Genomic DNA, 19,361 nt, shown 5'->3' with positions numbered 1-19,361 from the left:
ATGTTAAAAACACACAGAGATCAAGGTTTTGACACATCTTCGCAGTAACATGGAAAAAGTGGCCCAGAGGCAGGACGCCCACCCGATGAGACCACCCGTGATGCAATGCAAGCCCCCAAAAGGATACGAACATGTTGAAAAATACCGAACAACGTTATGGCAGCCTGAGCATAGGGCTGCACTGGTTGACCCTGCTGCTGATGATCGCCGTCTATGCGCTGATGGAGTTCAGGGACATCTTCCCCAAAGGGTCGGCCGGCCGCGACCTGATGAAGGAGTTTCACTTCATGGTGGGCCTGCTGATCCTGGCGCTGGTGGTGGTGCGTCTGCTGGTGCGTGCGAGCAGCCCCTCACCGCGCATCGTGCCCGAGCTCTCCCCCCTGATGCTCAAGCTGGCCAAACTCGCCCACCTGGCGCTCTATGGCTTCCTGATCCTCACCCCGCTGCTGGGCTGGTTGCTGCTGAGCGCGGGCGGCAAGCCCATCCCCTTCTTCGGCCTTGAGCTTCCCGCCCTCATCGCCCCCGACGACGGTCTGAAGGGCGCCATCAAGGAGCTGCACGAGACGCTGGCCAACATTGGCTATGCCCTGATTGCCCTGCATGCGGCGGCATCCATCTACCACCACCACGTACTCAAGGACAACACCCTGACCAATATGCTGCCCGAGCGACGCAGTTAGTCCCTTGTCTGCAGGGAGGGGCGTACTCGCCCCTCTTTTGATCAGGCCTGTTTGGCCACCACCTCGGCAGCATCGACAGCCTTGTTTTTACCTTCAGGCTGCAGTTGCTTGACGTTGCCCTTGCTCTCGCCCTTCTGCTCCTCCTGAGACTGGGACTGGCCGACAAACTGGCCTCCCTTGCGGATGGAGAGGCTCCCGCCCTTGAACAACCCCTTCATCTTGCCGTTTTCGAGGATCTCCACCTCGCTCGAGGCGCAGGTGCCATCCAGAGTGCCATTGATGATCACGTGGGCGGCGCTGACATCCCCTTCAATCCGGCCACCTTCCATGATGCGTACCGTCCCGCCGTTCAGTTGCAGCGTCCCGACGAACTGGCCATACACATCCAGATTGCCCTCCACCTGCAACTCGCCCTTGAAACGGGCCCCCTTGGCGATCACCGTCGTCGTGCTCCCCGCCCCGACCATCTCAGACTCATTGCGCTTTCGTCCAAACATCTTGGTTTTCTCCACCATCAACAGCAGCACCATCAGTAACAACGGAACTATGGGTAATTTGTAATATGCAGATCCCGCCACATAGAGCAGCAACGCCAGGCCCCAGCAAAACCAGATGAGATACAGCGCGTCACTGCGTGGCCGCATCGCGATGCGAGCCAGGATCCTTTCAGGCATCAATGTCATTGACCATTCCCTCTTGCGGGCAGATGGATGCAAGACCGGGGTCACCCCCTCACTCTCGTTTCCCGCGATACGCGGGCATGGACCTAGCTCAAGCGACCAGATTGCCGAAACTCTGAAACAAAAAAGCCCCGCCAGATGACGGGGCTACGATTTCTCAGCAAAGCGAAGCAGGGGCTTAGGGCAGCACCACCCGGCTTTCGCCGCCGCCGAGGGCCTCCACCCGCACCTGCACACCGATCCGCTCCACCAGGGTTTGCACGTGGGAGATGACCCCGATCTGGCGGCCGGCCGCCTGCAGGGAATCGAGGCTTGAGAGCGCCAGATCCAGGCTGTCGGGATCGAGCGTACCGAAGCCCTCGTCGATAAAGAGCGATTCGACCTGGGTCTGGCGCGACGACAGGCTGGAGAGGGCCAGCGCCAGCGCCAGCGACACCAGGAAGCTCTCGCCGCCGGAGAGGGAGTCCACAGAGCGCACCTCGTCCCCCATGTCGAGATCCACCACCTGCAGCGCCAGATCGGTGCCGGGCACCCGCTCCAGTCGATAGCGAAGGGAGAGCTCGGCAAGCTGGGCGTTGGCCTCCAGCAGCAACCGCTCCAGCGTGAGGCTCTGGGCGAAGGTGCGCAACTTGGCGCCGCTGGCCGAGCCGATGAGATCGGAGAGGCGCTGCCAGTGATCCGCCACCGCCTGCTGGGCGGCCAGCGCCTCCTGCAGGGTGCCCGCCTTGAGAGCAGCCGCCTCGGCCTGGGCCAGCGTGCTCTTGCACTGGAACAGCTGCTCGTCGAGGGCGCGGCAATGCGCCTCCAGCGCCATCAGCCGGCTGTCGAGCTCCTCTGACGCCAACGCGGCCAGCTCGGGGTGATGCTCGCGATAACGATCCCGCTTGCTCTCCTCCAGTGCCAGCGCCCGCTGCCGCTCGGTCAAACGGGTACGCGCCTCGGCGCGGGCATCCTCCAGCGCCTGCAAGGCGGCGCGCCGCGCCTTGAGCTCATCCGGGCTCATGGCCAGCAGGCGGCGCAGGTCATATTCGGCGATGCCGAGGCTGCTGGCGTGAGCAGCCCAGCGCCCCAGCACCTCCCGCCGCCGCCGGCTGCTCACCTGCTTCTCCTGCTCCAGATGGTTGAGACGGGCCTTGAGCTCGGTCTGGCGCTCACGCAGGGCGCGGGCCGCCCCCTGCATCATCTCCAGCTCGCTGGCCAGCTGCTGCAGCCGCTGCTGCCAGCGATGCTCGACCAGGGCTATCTCCTCGCCCCCCAGACAAGTGGCGCGGCTGGTGACCAGCCCCTGCCGTTGCTGTTCATGCTCCTTGTAGTCGCGCTCGAGCTTGTGCAGCAGCTCGCGCTGGGTCTGCAGGCGCGCCTCCTGGGCGCTCAGGGCCGGGGTCAGGCTGGCAATCTCGCCGGCCAACCGCTCCCACTCGCTCTGGCCATGCAGCCAGGCCTCGCAGGCCCGCTGCCACTCGTGCCACTGCTGGCTGCCGAGCCACTGGCGCCAGGGCTGGCCCCCCATCTGTTCGTCGAGCCGGTTGCCCCCCTGCTCGAGGCGCTGGCGCAAGGTCGTCTCCTGCTCGCTCATCGCCTTCACCTCCCCCTCCAGGGCGATGCGCTGGCGGTCTGCCTCCTGCCACTGCTGCTCGAACTGCTGGTGCTGGCTGGCCAGCTGGCTCAACTGCTGGCGCACGGCCTGCAACTGCTGCTGCCCCTGCTGGGCCTCACGCAGTTGCTGCTGGCTGTGGGCCAGCCCCTGCTCCAGGCTCTGGCCACGGCCGAGCAGGATGCTCATCAATTCATTCCACTCGATTGGGCTCTGACCTAGCGGCAGCGGATGACCGAGCAGGGTATCACCTCCCAGCTGTTGCCAGCGCAAGGTCAGCTGCTCGGCACGGGTCTCCAGCTCAGGCAGATGCTGTTGGCGCACCGCCAGCTGGCGAGCCAGCTCCTGGCGCTCGCTCTCGCACTGAATGTGTTGGTGATTGAGCCGCTCCCACTCGAGCTCGAGGCCGCGCGCGCGCTCCGCCAGCTGGCCCAGAATGCCCGCCACCTGCGGCTGGCTCTGGTGATAGGGATGCTCCTCGGCGCCGCACAGCGGGCAAGGTTCACCGTCGCGCAGTATGTGGCGATGCTGCTCGAAACTGGCGATGGCACGGGACTGCTCCAGCGCGTGGCGAGCCTCATCCCGTTGCAGGGCGAGCCGCTCGCGAGCCGGCGCCAGCTCGTCGCCGAGGATGGCCAGCTTGCCGAGCGCCTGCTCCAGCTGGGCGATCTCCTGCCGCAGGCGACCATGCTGCTCGCCGTGATTGCGACCATAGTCGGCCAGCTCCAGCAGCTGGCGCAGCTGACCCAGCTGTTCGGTCTGCTGCTGCCACTGCTCCTGCGCCTTGGCCAGTCGCCCCTCCCACTGCTGCTCCTGCAGCTCGTGCTGTTGCTGCTGCAGCCGCTCCTGCTCGCGCTGCCAGTAGTCGCGCTCCTGCTGCCCCTGCTCCAGCTGGTGCTGCAACTGCCTGAGGGCACGCAGTTTGTGCTCGCGCAGGGTAAGGAGTTGCTGCAGCCTGTCGGCATCTTCGGCCCAATCCTGCATGGCGGTGAGCAGGGGCTGCCATTGGCGGGCCACCGGCGCCAGCTCCTTGTGCTCCTCAAGCCAGGCGCCCCACTGCTGGTGCTGGGCCTTGAGCAGATCCACCTGCTGGCGCTGCTGGTGCCAGCCCTGCTCCAGGGTGAGCTGCACCTCCCGCTCCTGCGTTCCCTCCTGCTGGATCTTCTGCAGCTGCTGCTGCTTTTCCCGAATGCGGGTATCGAGCTCCTGCGCCCGCTTGAGCTCGGGCTGCAGGGCGCCCCACTCGCGCTCGGCGGCGATCTTCTCTGCCAGCAGCTGCTGCTCGGTGAGGGCGCTCTGCTGGGTCTGCTCCTCCAGCTTGCCAAGTTCGGGGCCGAGCTCGGCCAGCAGTTTCTCCTGCTGCTGCACCTCCAGGGTAAGGCGAGCCAGCTCGTCGTGATCGGCTCGGGCCACCTGGGCCTGCTCGGCGCGGGCGAACTCCTCCCGCTCGGGGGCGGCCGCACCATGGGCCGCCTCGGCCGCGGCCAAGGCCGCCTCCCCCTCCTCACAGGCCTGCAACTGGGCGGCGATACGGCCGTTGAGATCGCGCAAGTCCTGCATCAGCTGCTGTTGTTGCTGCTCGTGCTTGAGGCTGGTGGCGAGGCTTATCTGCTGGCTCACCCACTGCTCGCGGGTCACCTCGTCCATCAACGCCACGTCGCCGAGCCGCTGGCGGATGGCGGCCAGTGTCTGCTGCTCCTCCCGCGCCCGTTCATGGGTCTGGACTGAAATGGCGGAGTAGAGCTCGGTGCCGGTCATCCGTTCGAGCAGGGCCGAACGCTCGTCGGCGCTCGATTTAAGGAAGGCGGCAAACTCCCCCTGCGGCAGAATGACGGCGCGGCGAAACTGCTCCCAGGAGAGCCCCACCAGCTCGTCGATGCGATCCTGCAGCTCCCGCTTGCTGCCACTGAACACCTGGCCCGATGCCACGTCGGTCAGGCTGCGCTCCTGAGCCTGAAAGCGCCCCTCGGCGCGGTTGCGAGCCCGGCGCACCGCCCAGCGGGCCAGCCAGACACGGCCGTCGCAGCCACGAAACTGCACCTCGGCAAAGCCGCTGGCGTGGCCACGGCTGAGGATGCCGCGCACGTCGTTGGCCTTGAGCTTCTCCTCGTCATCCATGCGACCCACTTCGGCCACGTTCTTGCGATTGGCGATAAAGCGCGGCATCTCGTCGTAGAGCGCCAGACAGATGGCATCGAGCAGAGTGCTCTTGCCGGCGCCAGTATTGCCGGTGATGGCAAACAGGCCGGCGGCCCCCAGGGCGCCACCAGAAAAATCGATGGTGAATTGACCGGTCAGGCTGGCCAGATTCTCCCCTGACAGCGACAAGATTTTCATGCATTGGCCTCCTTCACCTGCTCCAGGATCTCTTCAAACGACGCCACCAGCTCAGCCTCCGGCTCTCCGTCAAACTGACGCTGATAACAGAGGCGGAACACTTCTGTGGGGGAGAGCTCATCGAGCCGGCGCTGGCCGGCGCCGTCCGCCAGCCCCTGCCCCGAGCCCTGATAGCTGGTTGTGATGCGGGCCAGGCGCACCGGCTTGTCGCCGATGGCGGCCAGCACGCGCTCGCGGATGCGGGCCTCGGGTTTGGGCAGCAGCAGCCGCACCTCGAGGAAGGGCTGTGCCTGCTGCGGGCAAGCGGGCAGCGCCAGCGCCTCGATGGCCTGGAGCGCCTCGTCGAGGCCGCTCTGGGGCAGCCGGATCATCTCCACCGCGCGGGGCACCGGGATCCGCTCAAGGCGGGCCAGCTTGCCCCCCTCAAACGTCACCTCCAGCACCTGATGGTTGTAGTTCGCCTCGGCCAGCGAGAGCGGCAGCGGCGAGCCGCTGTAGTGCACCCCCTCGGCCGGGCTCTGGGCCAGGTGCAGGTGGCCCAGCGCCGTGTAGTCGGCGGCGGCAAACAGCTCGGCAGGCAGGGCGTGCTGGTTGCCGCCGAGCACCCGCCGCTCGGAGAGCTCGGAGAGCTGGCCCGCCGCCAGATAGGCGTGGCCCATGGCGATGAGGGCCTGATCCGGATTGCAGCGCGCCCGCCCCTCGCTCAGCACCGCCTCATAGACCTGGCGTACCCCTTCGATCAGTCTGTCCTGCCCCTCGCTGAGCCCTTCCGGGCGCAGATCGCTGCTGCGCAGAAACGGCACGGCGGCGCACCAGGCGGCCACCTCGCCGTTTTTGCCTCGCAGCGGCACCAGCAGGCGATCGGTCTCGAGCCGCCCCTCGTCGTCCCGACTGATGCTGCCCACCAGATGCAGGTCGAAGGCGCGCAGCAGCTCGTGGGGGGCATCCAGCTTGGAGGGGGAGTCGTGGTTACCGCCGATGAGCACCATCTCCAGTGCCGGGTGCTCGGCGCGCAGCCTGGCCAGAAAGCGGTAGAGCTGCTGCCAGGCGCTGGCGGGGGGATTGGCGGTGTCGAACAGATCGCCCGCCACCAGCAGGGCGTCGATGTCACGGCGTTTGATGGTGTCGGCCAGCCAGTCGAGAAAGGCATCGTGTTCAAAACGGCGGTCATGGCCATGGAGTTGGTGGCCAAGGTGCCAGTCGGCGGTATGCAGGATCTTCATGAAAAAACGGCTCGTATGGAGGTGGTGCCAGCAGCACCCGATGCAGACAAGATGAGGATATGCCTCCCTTTTTTCAAGCCGGACCGGGTGCTGGCGTCAGATTCAGGCGGGCTCGCAGCACATCTGGTACTGGGGATGACCGGTGAGCGGGTCGGCCAGCTCCCCCTCGATCACGAAACCGTGGCGACGATAGAAGCGCACCGCCTGATCGTTTTCCACGAAGACCCGGGCATGCAGCCTGGCCCCCTTGGACTTGGCCTCCTGCAGCAGGGCATGACCCACCCCCCGCCCCTGACGGTCGGGGCGCACAAAGAGGGCGGCCAGGTAGTCATCCACCAGCGCCATGAAGCCGAGCAGCTCGCCGCGCTCCTCGAACACCCAGATGCGGGCGCGCTCGAGATAGCGGGTGCGCAGATCTTCCTGCGCCTGCCACCAGCAGGAAGCATCGACAAAATCATGGGCCTGCAGGGAGGCCAGCAACCAGATCTCGACGATCTCGTCCATGTCGTCGGACCGACTCGCCCTCAGCATATTGGTATCCTTGTTAACAACCTTAACATCCGCAGTCTAGGGGAGTTTGATGACGGCTTTGGGGACGGATATGACTCCCTGTGAAGTCGATCGCCCTTTATTTAGCAAGAATGATTGGCTGATCACAAAGCGCCTCTCTAGTACAATGCCCGCCGGACAATCTATGAGACCGAGGACGCCATGTGGTTTAAAAACCTGCAGATTTATCGCTTTACCCGCCCCTTCGAGCTGACCGTCGAGCAGCTGGAAACCCAGCTGGAAGCCTGTGCCTTCACCCCGTGCGGCAGCCAGGACATCTCCCGGTTCGGGTGGGTCAAGCCCCTTGGCAAATTCGGCTCCACCCTGACCCACTCCGCCGCCGGCCACATCCTGCTGTGCGCTCGCAAGGAAGAGAAGATGCTGCCCGGCACCGTGGTCAAGGAGATGCTGGCGGAGAAGGTAGAGGCGATCGAGTTCGAACAGGGCCGCGCCCTCAAGAAGAAAGAGAAGGAAGCGCTCAAGGAAGAGATCATGCACACCCTGCTGCCGCGCGCCTTCAGCCGCACCAGCCAGACCTTCGCCTGGATCAACCCGGCCGACAACCTGATGGTGGTCGACGCGGGCTCCGCCAAGAAGGCGGACGATCTGCTGGCTCTGCTGCGCAAGTCCATCGGCACCCTGCCGGTGGTGCCGGTGGCCCTCAAGAACCCGCCCGAGATCACCATGACCGAGTGGCTGAACGAGGGCAACCTGCCCGCCTCCTTCACCCTGGAGGACGAGGCCGAGCTGCGCAGCGCCATGGAGCACGGTGGCATCATCCGCTGCAAGCAGCAGGATCTGATGAGCGACGAGATCAAGAACCACCTGGCCAACGACAAGCTGGTGACCAAACTGGCCCTCAACTGGGGCGAGACCCTGAGCTTCGTGCTAGGGGATGACCTCTCCATCAAGCGCCTCAAATTCAGCGAAGAGCTGCGCGAGCAGAACGACGACGTCACCAGCGAAGATCCGGCCGCCCGTCTGGATGCCGACTTCGCCCTGGTCACCGCCGAGCTGGCCCAGTTCATCCCGGCCCTGTTCGCCGCCCTGGGCGGTGAAGAGCAGTCCATCTAAGCGAAATGGCTCAGCCTGATTGCAAAAAACCGCCTCCGGGCGGTTTTTTTATGGGCGGGCGCCGGTACGACTTGTTGATAGATGAGTAACTTGTTGATCTGATTCGACAACTTGAGTCATTAGCGCCAATCGTGACATAGTCGCCCTTCATGCTCATAAAACAGACAAGGAGAGTGTCATGTTGCGCAAACCGCTGGGGCTGGCCATCGCCCTCGCTCTGCTGGCCGGCTGCGCCGCTCAGCAGAGCCCGCAAACGCCCCCCGCCCACACCCTGATCGCGCCGGAGGCCGCCAGCGGCTGGCAAGAGAAGCAGGGCTGGCAGGGTCACGACTTCATGGTGGCTGCCGCCAACCCGCTGGCGGTGGAGGCGGGCTACCAGATGATCCAGGCCGGCGGCAGTGCGGTGGATGCCGCCATCGCGGTGCAGCTGGTGCTGACCCTGGTGGAGCCGCAATCCTCCGGCATCGGCGGTGGCTCCCTCATGCTGGTGTGGGACGGCAAACAGGTAGCCGCCGTGGATGGTCGCGAGACGGCCCCCACCGCCGCCACCGATCAGCTGTTCATGAAGGATGGCAAGCCGATGGCCTTCTACGACGGCGTGGTGGGCGGGCGCTCGGTGGGCGCCCCCGGCACGGTGCGGGCACTGGCGCTGGCCCACCAGCGTTACGGCAAGCTGCCCTGGGCCAGCTTGTTCGAGCCCGCCATCACCCTCGCGGAGCAGGGATTCGTGATAAGCCCGCGGCTGGCCGCGCTGCTGACCAAGGATCCCTATCTTGCAAAAGACCCGGATGCGCGGGCCTACTTCTATCAGGCCGACGGCAGCCCCAGAGCGGCGGGCAGCCGGCTGACCAACCCGGCCCTGGCCAAGGTGCTGCGTACCCTGGCAAGCGAGGGGCCGGACGCCTTCTATCGCGGCCCGCTGGCCGAGGCCATGGTGGCCAAGGTGCACGCCCACCCGACCAACCCCGGGGTGCTGAGCGCCGTCGATCTGGCCAGCTACCGCGCCAAGCTGCGCGACGGCCTCTGCTTTGACTATCGCCAGAGCCGGGTGTGCGGCTTTCCGTCCCCCTCGTCCGGCACCATAGCGCTCGGCCAGATCTTCGGCATGCTGGAGAGCCGCGACATGGCGGCCCTCAAGCCGGTACAAGGGGAGCAGGGCCAGCCGGCCGCCTCCGCCGAGGCGATCCACCTTTACAGCGAGGCGGCGCGGCTCGCCTTTGCCGATCGCAACCAGTACGTGGCGGACAGCGACTATGTGGCGGTCCCCGTCAGCGGCCTGCTCGACAAGCACTATCTGGCCCGGCGCGGCGCCCTCATCGGCGAGCGCTCCATGGGGCTGGCCAACGCGGGCACCCCGCCGCTGGCGCCGGCTCGCGGCCAGGATGCGACCCCTGAGCTCCCCTCCACCAGCCACATCTCCATCGTCGACAAGGCGGGGATGGCGGTCTCCATGACCAGCTCCATCGAAGACGGCTTCGGCTCGCGGCTGATGGTCAACGGCTACCTGCTCAACAACCAGCTCACCGACTTCTCCTTCACCTCGCTGGATGCCGCCGGGCTGCCGGTGGCCAACCGGGTGGAGCCGGGCAAGCGACCGCGCTCCTCCATGTCCCCCCTGCTGGTGTTTGACAAGAGCAGCGGCGAGCTGGAGATGAGCCTGGGCTCCCCGGGGGGCTCAGCCATCATCAACTACGTGGGCAAGACGCTGCTGGGCACCCAGGATTGGGGGCTCAACCTGCAACAGGCGATCAATCTGCCCAACTTCGGCAGTCGCAACGGCCCCACCGAGCTGGAGGCGGGTCGCACCCCGACCGCCGTGGTCGAGGCGCTCAAGGCGAAGGGGCACGAGGTGGTGCTGAGCGAGCAGACCTCGGGCCTGCAGGGGGTGCAACGCAACGCCGGCGGCTGGCTGGGCGCCGCCGATCCGCGCCGGGAGGGGATCGCCAAGGGTAAGTGAGCCCAGAGGTATGCACCCAACCCTCAATGCAACGAAGCGGCCGGTCGGCCGCTTTTTTTGTGAGGCCAGGCTGCGCTCGCCCTGGCCACAAAAATCATCACCGATTGATTAATGCTGCCAAGCCAGGTCAATAAAAATAGAGCCCCTCACCTTAAAAGTAACACTTATCCACTTTTAATCTCAAAAATCCCTTTAAATGTGGATAAAGATTGCCTTTACGCCAAAAACGTATTATTTTTCAAAAGAAACGGCAACTGTTGTCCCTCAGACACGCCCCGTGCACGGGACCAGCATCTGTCTCTTTCGCCCCCTGCTCATTGACAGCTGCCCTCTTCGCCCGCGCGGTGATCTGGTAGCCCCCTGACTGCCATTAGCGAGGTGACGACATGGACCACTCCCTTCCCCTGATTACCACTCTGGTCGGCGGCTTCGTGCTGGCCTACATCCTCGGCATGCTGGCCCAGCGCCTCAAGATCTCCCCCATGGTGGGCTATCTGGCGGCCGGCGTCATCTCGGGCCCCTTCACCCCGGGGTACGTGGCCGACATGAAGCTGGTGCCCGAGCTGGCAGAGCTGGGGGTGATCCTGCTGATGTTCGGGGTGGGGCTTCACTTCTCCTTTCGCGATCTGATGTCGGTAAAGCGGATCGCCATCCCAGGCGCCATCGCCCAGATCGCGGTCGCCACCCTGCTCGGCATGGGGCTCGCCTCGCTGCTGGGGTGGGATCCGATCGCCGGCCTGATGTTCGGCCTCGCTCTCTCCACCGCCAGTACCGTGGTGCTGCTGCGGGCGCTGGAGAGCCGCCAGAATCTGGAGACCCTGCAGGGGCGCATCGCCATCGGCTGGCTCATCGTCGAGGATCTGGTGATGGTGCTGGCGCTGGTGATGCTGCCCATCATCGCCGACATCCGGTTCGGCGAGCAGGCCATGAGCTGGCAGAGCATAGCGCTGGATCTGGGCTGGACCCTCGGCAAGGTGAGCCTGTTCGTGGCGCTGATGATGGTGGTGGGCAGCCGCTTCATCCCCTGGCTGCTGACCCACACCGCCAGCACCGGCTCGCGCGAGCTGTTCACCCTGGCGGTTCTGACCTGCTCCCTTGGCATCGCCTTCGGCGCGGTCAAGCTGTTCGGCGTCTCCTTCGCCCTTGGCGCCTTCTTCACCGGCATCGTCATGAACCGCTCCGAGCTGAGCCACCGCGCCGCCAACAACACCCTGCCGCTGCAGGACGCCTTCGCCGTGCTGTTCTTCGTCTCGGTGGGCATGCTGTTCAACCCGGCGGTGCTGCTGACCGAGCCGCTGGCGGTGCTGGCCACCCTGTTCATCATCATGTTCGGCAAGTCGGCGGCGGCCTACGCCATCGTGCGGCTGTTTCGCTATAGCAAGCGCACCGCCCTCACCATCTCCGCCAGCCTGGCCCAGATCGGCGAGTTCTCCTTCATCCTCATCGGCCTAGCCATAGTGCTAAAACTGGTGCCGGAAGGAGCCCGTGACCTGATCCTGGTGGGCGCCAGTCTCTCCATCATGCTCAACCCGCTGGTGTTCAACGCCGTCGAGCGCTACCTGGAGAAACAGCCGGACGCCGACAACACCCAGGTGCTGGCCGAGTGCACATGCCCGCCGGTGGAGATGAAAGGCCACACCATACTGGCGGGCTATGGCCGGGTCGGCCGCCTGCTGGTGAGTGGCCTGCAGCAGGCCGGGCGCGAGCTGGTGGTGATCGAGCAGGATCCGCACCGGCTGGAGAGCCTGCGCCAGGCCGACATTCCCCACGTCAACGGCAACGTGGCCGATGACGAGGTGCTGTGCCGCGCCGCCATCGCCGACGCCAGCTGGCTGCTGGTGGCCATCCCCAACAGCTTTGAGGCCGGCGAGGCCATCGCCCAGGCCAGGCTCATCAACCCGACCATCCGGGTGATCGCCCGTGCCCACAGCGACGACGAGGTGAGCTTCCTCACCAGGCAGGGGGCGGACAAGGTGATCATGGGGGAGCGGGAGATAGCCCTCGGCATGCTGGCTCAGGCGACCGCCTGAACCCGCATTCAGATGCAGAAGAGGGGCACAGCCCCTCTTTTTTATGCCTCTTTGTATACCCGCGCTTTTGGGCACCCAGGCCCCTCCCCACCCATGCCCGCCAGTGTCTCACGGCGATATGGCACAATTTGACTCCCTTTGTCAGCCCCCCAGGTCAGGGCCGAGTGCCGCCACGGCCGCGAGCACCCTGCGCATCGCCCCCTCGCCAGCACAAAGCTCCGCCAGCCACCCTCGCCGGCCCGCAGTAGACAGCAGATCCTGCAGCGACCCCTACCGGATTGGGGGAGCGCCGCGCCAGATGGGCAAATTCGCCGTTCAGCCTCCTTGGCTAGACTGGGCCAGTCGTCTTATGACACCCATTTGGCACATGTGCCCGCAACCAATCTGGAAGGATCCGCCATGAAACCCTTGTTGACTGCCCTCTTGCTCCCCCTGCTGCCTCTCGCCGTACAGGCCGCCGAGCCCGTCTGGATCACGGTCGGTGCCGACAGCGGCGTCGAACTCAAGCAGGTGAAAGCCAAGCTGGCCCCCCTGTTCAGCGCCAGCGGCGCCCCGGTTCAGCTGGCCCAAGTCGAGGCGAGCGAGCTTGGCACCCTCTCCCACCTGATGCACGAAGGTCACCAGCGCTGCGGCGGCTACGTGGTGCACAGCACCCTGGCCGACGCCCTGCAGAGCATGGCCCAGCCCATCAGCCAGAACCTGTTCAGCGCCCCGCCGCTGACCCAGGGAGCCAGCGTCAACCGGCTGCTGCCCTATCTGGATCAGGGCAACATAGTCGGTACCATCAGCCAGCTCGCCAGCTGGCGCAACCGCTACTACACCACCACCACGGGGGTGCAGTCGGCGGACTGGGTGGCCGGCCAGTGGCAGACCCTGAGCGCGACCCTGCCCTGGGCCAGCGTCAGCCGGGTCAAGCACAGCGGCTATCCGCAGCAGTCCGTGGTGCTGACCCTCAAGGGCAGCCGCTACCCGGACGAAGTGGTGGTGCTCGGCGGTCATCTCGACTCCACCGCGGGCTCGGCCCCCAACAGCCGCACCCTGGCGCCGGGTGCCGACGACGATGCCTCCGGCATCGCCACCCTGACCGAGGTGCTGCGGGTCATCGCCGAGCAGGGCCGCCAGCCGGAGCGCACCCTGCAGTTCATCGGCTATGCGGCGGAAGAGGTGGGGCTGCGCGGCTCCAAGGACATCGCCACCCGCTACAAGGCGGCCAACACCAAGGTGCTGGCGGCGCTGCAGCTGGACATGACCAACTACCAGGGCTCGGCGGAAGACATAGTCTTCATGACCGACTACACCGACCAGGGGCTGACCGGCTATCTGGCCCAGCTGCTGGACGCCTATCTGCCCCAGATCCGCTACGGCTATGACAGCTGCGGTTACGGCTGCTCGGATCACGCCTCCTGGCACAATCAGGGCTACCCGGCCGCCATGCCGTTCGAGTCGCGCTTCAACGACTACAACCCCAACATCCATACCGCCCGGGACACCTTGCAGAACTCGGATCCCTCGGCTGCCCACGCCCTCAAGTTCGCCCAGCTGGCCACCAGCTTCGCCATCGAGATGGGCAAGATAAACTGAGCCGCCAAGGAGTAATGAAGCACCTAAAACAAGAGAGGGAGGCCAGGCCTCCCTCTCTTGTTTTCAAACCTTCCGCTCAGGGCTGCCGATGCGCCCCAGCAAGCGGGGGATTGGTGCGCGGCAAGCCTTGCTGCGCGTGGGCCGTGGCGGCCTGCGCATGCAGCCTTTCAAGGCGCTCGAACGCGCGCAGCGCGCCATCGCGGGGAGCGGGATCGGCCGGCCAGCAGCTGGCGGGCAGCGCCTGCACACCCAGCAGGGCGACGGACAACAGCAGCAGATAAGGGACCATCTTGCAGCACTCCGGTGGCAGCAGAGTGTCTATTCTTGTCGGGGACCGATGACGGTTTGATGAAGGGACGGGATCGTCATTTTACAACATTTGACGAGGTGGGCCGGCGCAGAGATACATATGGCGACATTTATGCCAAATCTGCGCTGACCAGTTAATTTATGCCCTAAAAAGTAGCCGGGAGGAAAACGTTATCCCTGAAAAGAAAACGTTATCTGGTCAAAACGTTGTTTCTGGATCATAAAAAGTATCCAAAAACTGGTGTATATTGCACGGCGGAAACTCCTTAACCATGAAGACTGACATGAAAAAGACCAAAATCGTCTGCACCATCGGTCCCAAGACCGAATCCAAAGAAATGCTGGCCAAGATGCTGGACGCCGGCATGAACGTCATGCGCCTGAACTTCTCCCACGGCGACTACGCCGAGCACGGTGGTCGCATCAGCAACCTGCGCGCTGTCATGGCCGAAACCGGCAAGCACGCAGCCATCCTGCTGGACACCAAGGGTCCGGAAATCCGTACCATCAAGCTGGAAGGCGGCAACGACGTGGCTCTGGTCGCTGGCCAGACCTTCACCTTCACTACCGACCAGACCGTGGTTGGCAACAAAGACAAGGTCGCCGTGACCTATGCCGGTTTCGCCAACGACCTGCGCGTCGGCAACCGCATCCTGGTTGACGATGGCCTGATCGGTCTGGACGTCATCGAGATCACCGAGCGCGAAGTTGTCTGTAAAGTACTGAACAACGGCGATCTGGGCGAGAACAAGGGCATCAACCTGCCGGGCGTATCCATCAAGCTGCCGGCCCTGGCCGAGAAAGACAAGCGCGACCTGATCTTCGGTTGCGAGCAGGGCGTTGATTTCGTTGCCGCCTCCTTCATTCGCAAGAAAGAAGACGTGCTGGAAATCCGTGAGCACCTGAAAGCCCACGGTGGCGAGAACATCCAGATCATCTCCAAGATCGAAAACCAGGAAGGCCTGGACAACTTCGACGAGATCCTGGCTGTCTCCGACGGCATCATGGTTGCTCGTGGCGACATGGGTGTCGAAATCCCGGTTGAAGAAGTGATCTTCGCCCAGAAGATGATCATCGAGAAGTGCAACAAAGCCCGCAAAGTGGTCATCACCGCCACCCAGATGCTGGACTCCATGATCAAGAACCCGCGTCCGACCCGCGCCGAAGCCGGCGACGTGGCCAACGCCATCCTGGACGGTACTGACGCAGTCATGCTGTCCGGTGAGTCCGCCAAGGGCAAGTACCCGCTGGAAGCCGTGACCATCATGGCCACCATCTGCGAGCGTACCGATGCCGTGATGCCGTCCAACCTGTCTGCTGCCAACGACAGCAACAAGCTGCGCATCACCGAAGCCGTATGTAAAGGCGCGGTAGAGACCTCCGAGAAGCTGGACGCCCCGCTGATCGTGGTTGCCACCGAAGGCGGCAAGTCTGCCAAGGCCATCCGCAAGTACTTCCCGAAAGCCTGGATCCTGGCCATCACCACCAACAAGAAGACCGCTGCCCAGCTGGTGCTGACCAAGGGTGTGGTTGCTCACGTGGTTGACAGCATCGCCTCCACCGACGATTTCTATCGCATCGGTAAAGAAGCGGCCCTGGCCAGCGGCATGGGTCTGAAGGGTGATGTGGTTGTCATGGTCTCCGGTGCCCTGGTACCGAGCGGCACCACCAACACCGCTTCTGTTCACGTTCTTTAATCGGAACTGAACAAGCTGAAAACGGCGCCCGCGGGCGCCGTTTTTTTTATCTCGCCCCCCTGCTGCCCCTTTCTGCCCGGTGTTAGAATCCACGCGGATTTAATCCAAGTGGGACATCTCCCAAATATCGCGTAATAACCCGGAAGTTTTATGCTCTCAATACCGTTCAAAAGAGCCTCGGCCACCCTGTTGCCGCTGCTCTGCTTACTCGTCAGTCTCTGCGCCCCGCAAGCCATGGCGCAGGACGTGCCCCAACGTACCAGCGTACAACGGGCTCTCGACACCCTCGGCAAGTCGGACACCCTCACCGTCAGCCAGCAGGCCGACCAGAAATTCCTGACCGACACCCTCACCCTGCTCGACAGCATCGAGAAAGAGAAGAGCAAGGCCAGAAGCCAGAACGAGCGGGTTCGCTCCCTGCCGGCCGAGCTGCGCGACATCAGCGCCAGACTGGATGCCCTGACCCAGGGCAAGAGCGCCGAGCAGATCAAGAGCGAATACGCCAGCATGAGTCTGAGCGAACTGGAGAGTCGCCAGCCCGACGTCATGGCCAACATGCAGGATGCCCAGGAGGCCCTCGGCACCATCGGCAGCCAGCTCACCAACCTGCAGACCCTGCCGGAACGGGCTCAGGCCAGCATGAGCCGCGCCTATCAGCGCAGCCAGGAGATCCGTACCCGCCTCAACGCCGGTGACGGGGTGAGCAGCGCCGAGAAGATGAAGCTCAATGCCGAGCTGGCCCTGCTGGATCTGCAGCTGGCCAACCTACAGAAGGAGCTGGACAACCGCACCAGCATGCAGGATCTCGCGGTCAAACAGCGCGACTACCAGACCGCCCGCCTCGCGAGCGAAGAGCAGAAGCTGCAACTGCTGCAGGAGCAGAGCAGTGCCAAGCGCCTGGGCGACACCGAGAAGACCGCCGAACAGACTGGTGAGCTGGTGGCCGCCGCCGACAGCCCGCTGGTGCAAAAGGAGCAGGAGCTCAACCACCAGCTCAGCCAGCAGCTGGTCAGCGCCACCGCCAGCCTCAACTCGCTGGTGCAGAAGAACCTGCAGGCCAAGAGCTGGCTGGAGCGCGGCACTCAGACCGAACGCAACCTCAACGAACAGGTGCAGATGCTCAAGGGCAACCTGCTGCTGTCGCGCATCCTCTATCAGCTCTACCAGCAGCTGGAGTCCTCCCCCTCCACCCTGGTGAAGAACCTGGAGGAGCAGATCGCCGACCTGCACCTGGCCCAGTTCGAACTGAGCCAGCAGCGTGACCAGCTGTTCCAGAAGACCCAGTATCTGGACAACCTGATCGCCAATAGCAGCGAGCCGGTGAGCGAGGAGGACAGAGCCAGCCTCTCCAAGCTGCTCGACACCCGCATCAGCCTGCTCGACCAGCTCAACCGCCAGCTGGATGCCCAGCTGACCAACGCCATCAGCCTGCAGCTGACCCAGCAGCAGCTGGCGCGGATCTACTCCTCCATCGAGTTCACCCTGCAGCAGCACATCTTCTGGGTGAGCAGCAACAAGCCCATCGACGGCAAGTGGTTCATCAGCTGGCCGGCCCAGGCCTACAAGCAGGCCTCCGACTGGGTGCTGAAACCGGACTGGAGCGGCTGGGGTGAGACCTTGCTGCCCATCACCCTGCTGGCCCTGCCGCTGCTGCTGATAGGTGGCCTGCTGATCTGGAAGCGCCCGACGCTGATCGAGCGGCAGAAGAAGATCACCAAGGATCTGGGGCGCTTTCGCCAGGACAGCCAGTGGCACACCCCGGCAGCCCTCTGCTATACCGTGCTGCAACGCCTGCCGGGCAGCCTGTTCATCCTGGCTGCCGGCCTGCTGCTGACTGACTGCGGTCTGCTCAGTTCCAAGCTGATTTTCCAGATCACCCTCAACCTGGCGCTCGGTTATCTGGTGTTCAGCGTCTATCTGGCGGTGATGCGGCCGGGCGGCATCGCCGAGAGCCACTTCCGCATTCCGAAAGCCGATCTGCAGGCCAAGCGCACCAGCATGCGCTACCTCTGGGTACCCTTGCTGCCGCTCATCATGCTGTCGACCAAGGCGGTGGTGGAACCCTCCTCCCTTGGCAACGACGTGGTGGGTCAGGCGCTGACCCTGGCCCTGCTGGGGCTGGCCGCCTACCTGGTGTTCCCCATCTCCCGCGCCCGCATCAAGGGCGAGGCGAGCATGCAGCAGTCCATCACCGCCATCGCCCTGGCGCTGGCACCGGTGGCGCTGATAGTGCTGGTCGGACTGGGCTACTACTACACCGCCCTCAAGCTGACCGGCCGGCTGATCGAGTCCTTCTACCTGCTCATCCTCTGGAGCCTGGTCTACCGTACCGCCCTGCGCGGCCTTGAGCTCGCGGCCCGTCGCCTGGCCTATCGCCGTGCGGTGGCCAAACGCGAGCACAAGGCCCAGGAGGATGCGGAAGGGGGAGACACCATCGAAGAGCAGCCCATGGATCTGGAGGATGTCAGCCAGCAGTCGCTGCGTCTGACCCGTACCGTGCTGCTGCTGATCTTCGGCGTCGCCTTCTACTGGCTCTGGTCCGATCTGGTGGCGGTCTTCTCCTACCTCGACAGCATGGTGCTGTGGCACCGCACTGAAGGGACAGGGGCCAATGCCGTGATGTTCCCCATCAGCCTGAGCGACGTGCTGATAGGCTTCCTGCTGCTGGGCGGTGCCTGGTCGCTGGCCCGCAACCTGCCGGGTCTGCTGGAGGTGCTGGTGCTCTCCAAGCTGAACCTGGCCCAGGGCACGGCCTACGCCATCACCACCATGCTCAACTACGTGCTGATCGGGGTCGGCTCGCTGACCGCCCTCTCCATGATGGGGGTACAGTGGGACAAGCTGCAGTGGGTAGCGGGTGGCCTGTCAGTCGGTATCGGTTTTGGCATGAAGGAGATCCTCTCCAACTTCGTCTCCGGCATCATCATACTGTTCGAGCGTCCGGTGCGGATCGGTGACACCGTCACCATCGGCTCCTTCTCCGGCACGGTCTCGCGGATCCGCATTCGCGCCACCACCCTGACCGACTTCGACCGTAAGGAGGTGATCATCCCCAACCAGCAGCTGATGACCGAGCGGCTCATCAACTGGTCGTTGAGCGATACGGTCACCCGGGTCATCGTACGGGTAGGTGTGGCCTACGGTTCTGACCTGGAGCTGACTCGCACCCTGCTCAAGCAGGCGGCGGACGAGAACAGCCGCGTGCTCAAGGATCCGGCGCCCATCGTCTACTTCCTCACCTTCGGTGCCAGCACCCTGGATCACGAATTGCGCTTCTTCGTGAGCGAGCTTGGCGATCGCAACCCGGCGGTGGACGAGCTGAACCGCAAGATAGACCAGCTGTTCCGCGAAAACGGCATCGAGATCGCGTTCAACCAGATGGATGTCTACATCAAGAACATGAAGGACGAAGAGCAGAAGGTGGAGTCCGACTCTGCCCAGCCTCCCGCCCTGCCGGGCCCCCAGCCCGGTTAAGGCAGCCCCTTATCCCGTTCGAAGGCCCCGCAAGGGGCCTTTTTTGTATCGGTGGCCCACCGCCTGCGCTGGTTTTGTGACGGGCCGGCCAGAATGGGGCACGGTTTGTCGCTAGCCTGAAGCGCTTGCCTCCCCGGATGACGGGGCCTGCCAATCCCGGTCGGCCGCGATACACT

At 64.4% G+C, this 19,361-nt stretch carries 12 protein-coding genes; 7 read left to right on the top strand and 5 right to left on the bottom strand.

From position 1 onward, the window contains the following. The first annotated feature begins 131 nt into the window (after positions 1–131). Entirely contained in the window at positions 132–680 is a 549-nt protein-coding gene (locus BN1143_RS14380; protein WP_042051101.1) for a cytochrome b, read from the top strand. 41 nt (positions 681–721) lie between these two features. Here BN1143_RS14380 and BN1143_RS14375 read toward each other — a convergent pair whose 3' ends face one another. From BN1143_RS14375 to BN1143_RS14360, 4 genes are all read right to left on the bottom strand, one after another. Continuing rightward, on the bottom strand, positions 722–1,363 hold the full coding sequence (locus BN1143_RS14375; protein WP_042051100.1) for a bactofilin family protein: 642 nt from the start codon (positions 1,361–1,363) through the stop codon (positions 722–724). A 175-nt stretch (positions 1,364–1,538) separates the two neighbouring features. Then, positions 1,539–5,291, bottom strand: a complete 3,753-nt coding sequence (locus BN1143_RS14370) for an AAA family ATPase (protein ID WP_042051099.1) — start codon at positions 5,289–5,291, stop codon at positions 1,539–1,541. Beyond that, the gene (locus BN1143_RS14365) at positions 5,288–6,514 is read right to left on the bottom strand and encodes an exonuclease SbcCD subunit D C-terminal domain-containing protein (RefSeq protein WP_042051098.1); all 1,227 of its coding nucleotides are present in this window, start codon (positions 6,512–6,514) and stop codon (positions 5,288–5,290) included. Before BN1143_RS14365 ends, BN1143_RS14370 begins: the two co-directional genes overlap by 4 nt. A 102-nt stretch (positions 6,515–6,616) precedes the next feature. Then, positions 6,617–7,045: a GNAT family N-acetyltransferase gene (locus tag BN1143_RS14360; RefSeq protein WP_005303147.1), complete on the bottom strand. Its 429-nt coding sequence runs from the start codon at positions 7,043–7,045 to the stop codon at positions 6,617–6,619. Positions 7,046–7,225: 180 nt separating this feature from the next. Between BN1143_RS14360 and rdgC the strand changes: the two genes are divergently transcribed. From rdgC to BN1143_RS14340, 4 genes are all read left to right on the top strand, one after another. Then, positions 7,226–8,137, top strand: coding sequence for a recombination-associated protein RdgC (gene rdgC / locus BN1143_RS14355; RefSeq protein WP_005303149.1), 912 nt, complete (start codon positions 7,226–7,228; stop codon positions 8,135–8,137). A 178-nt stretch (positions 8,138–8,315) separates the two neighbouring features. Then, positions 8,316–10,094: a gamma-glutamyltransferase gene (gene ggt, locus BN1143_RS14350; protein ID WP_042051096.1), complete on the top strand. Its 1,779-nt coding sequence runs from the start codon at positions 8,316–8,318 to the stop codon at positions 10,092–10,094. Positions 10,095–10,480: 386 nt separating this feature from the next. After that, positions 10,481–12,124: a YbaL family putative K(+) efflux transporter gene (ybaL, locus tag BN1143_RS14345; RefSeq protein ID WP_010633310.1), complete on the top strand. Its 1,644-nt coding sequence runs from the start codon at positions 10,481–10,483 to the stop codon at positions 12,122–12,124. Between the two features lie 399 nt (positions 12,125–12,523). Further along, positions 12,524–13,705 (top strand): M28 family metallopeptidase, encoded by a 1,182-nt coding sequence (locus tag BN1143_RS14340; protein ID WP_026139135.1) that lies wholly within the window; start codon positions 12,524–12,526, stop codon positions 13,703–13,705. Between the two features lie 76 nt (positions 13,706–13,781). Here the strand turns inward: BN1143_RS14340 and BN1143_RS14335 are convergent, their stop codons facing one another. Next, positions 13,782–13,994 carry a hypothetical protein gene (locus BN1143_RS14335; RefSeq protein ID WP_017778406.1) on the bottom strand — a complete coding sequence of 71 codons (213 nt, stop codon included), beginning with the start codon at positions 13,992–13,994 and terminating at the stop codon, positions 13,782–13,784. A 304-nt stretch (positions 13,995–14,298) separates the two neighbouring features. On the opposite strand from BN1143_RS14335, the gene pykF reads away from it, so the two are divergent. Further along, the gene (gene pykF / locus BN1143_RS14330) at positions 14,299–15,711 is read left to right on the top strand and encodes a pyruvate kinase PykF (protein WP_019839755.1); all 1,413 of its coding nucleotides are present in this window, start codon (positions 14,299–14,301) and stop codon (positions 15,709–15,711) included. Between the two features lie 150 nt (positions 15,712–15,861). Then, positions 15,862–19,185 (top strand): mechanosensitive channel MscK, encoded by a 3,324-nt coding sequence (gene mscK / locus BN1143_RS14325; protein WP_042051094.1) that lies wholly within the window; start codon positions 15,862–15,864, stop codon positions 19,183–19,185. Positions 19,186–19,361 lie beyond the last annotated feature (176 nt).

The sequence above is a fragment of the Aeromonas dhakensis genome (assembly GCF_000820305.1).
GTDB lineage: Bacteria > Pseudomonadota > Gammaproteobacteria > Enterobacterales > Aeromonadaceae > Aeromonas > Aeromonas dhakensis.
This window is presented reverse-complemented; position numbering and strand designations above follow the sequence as displayed.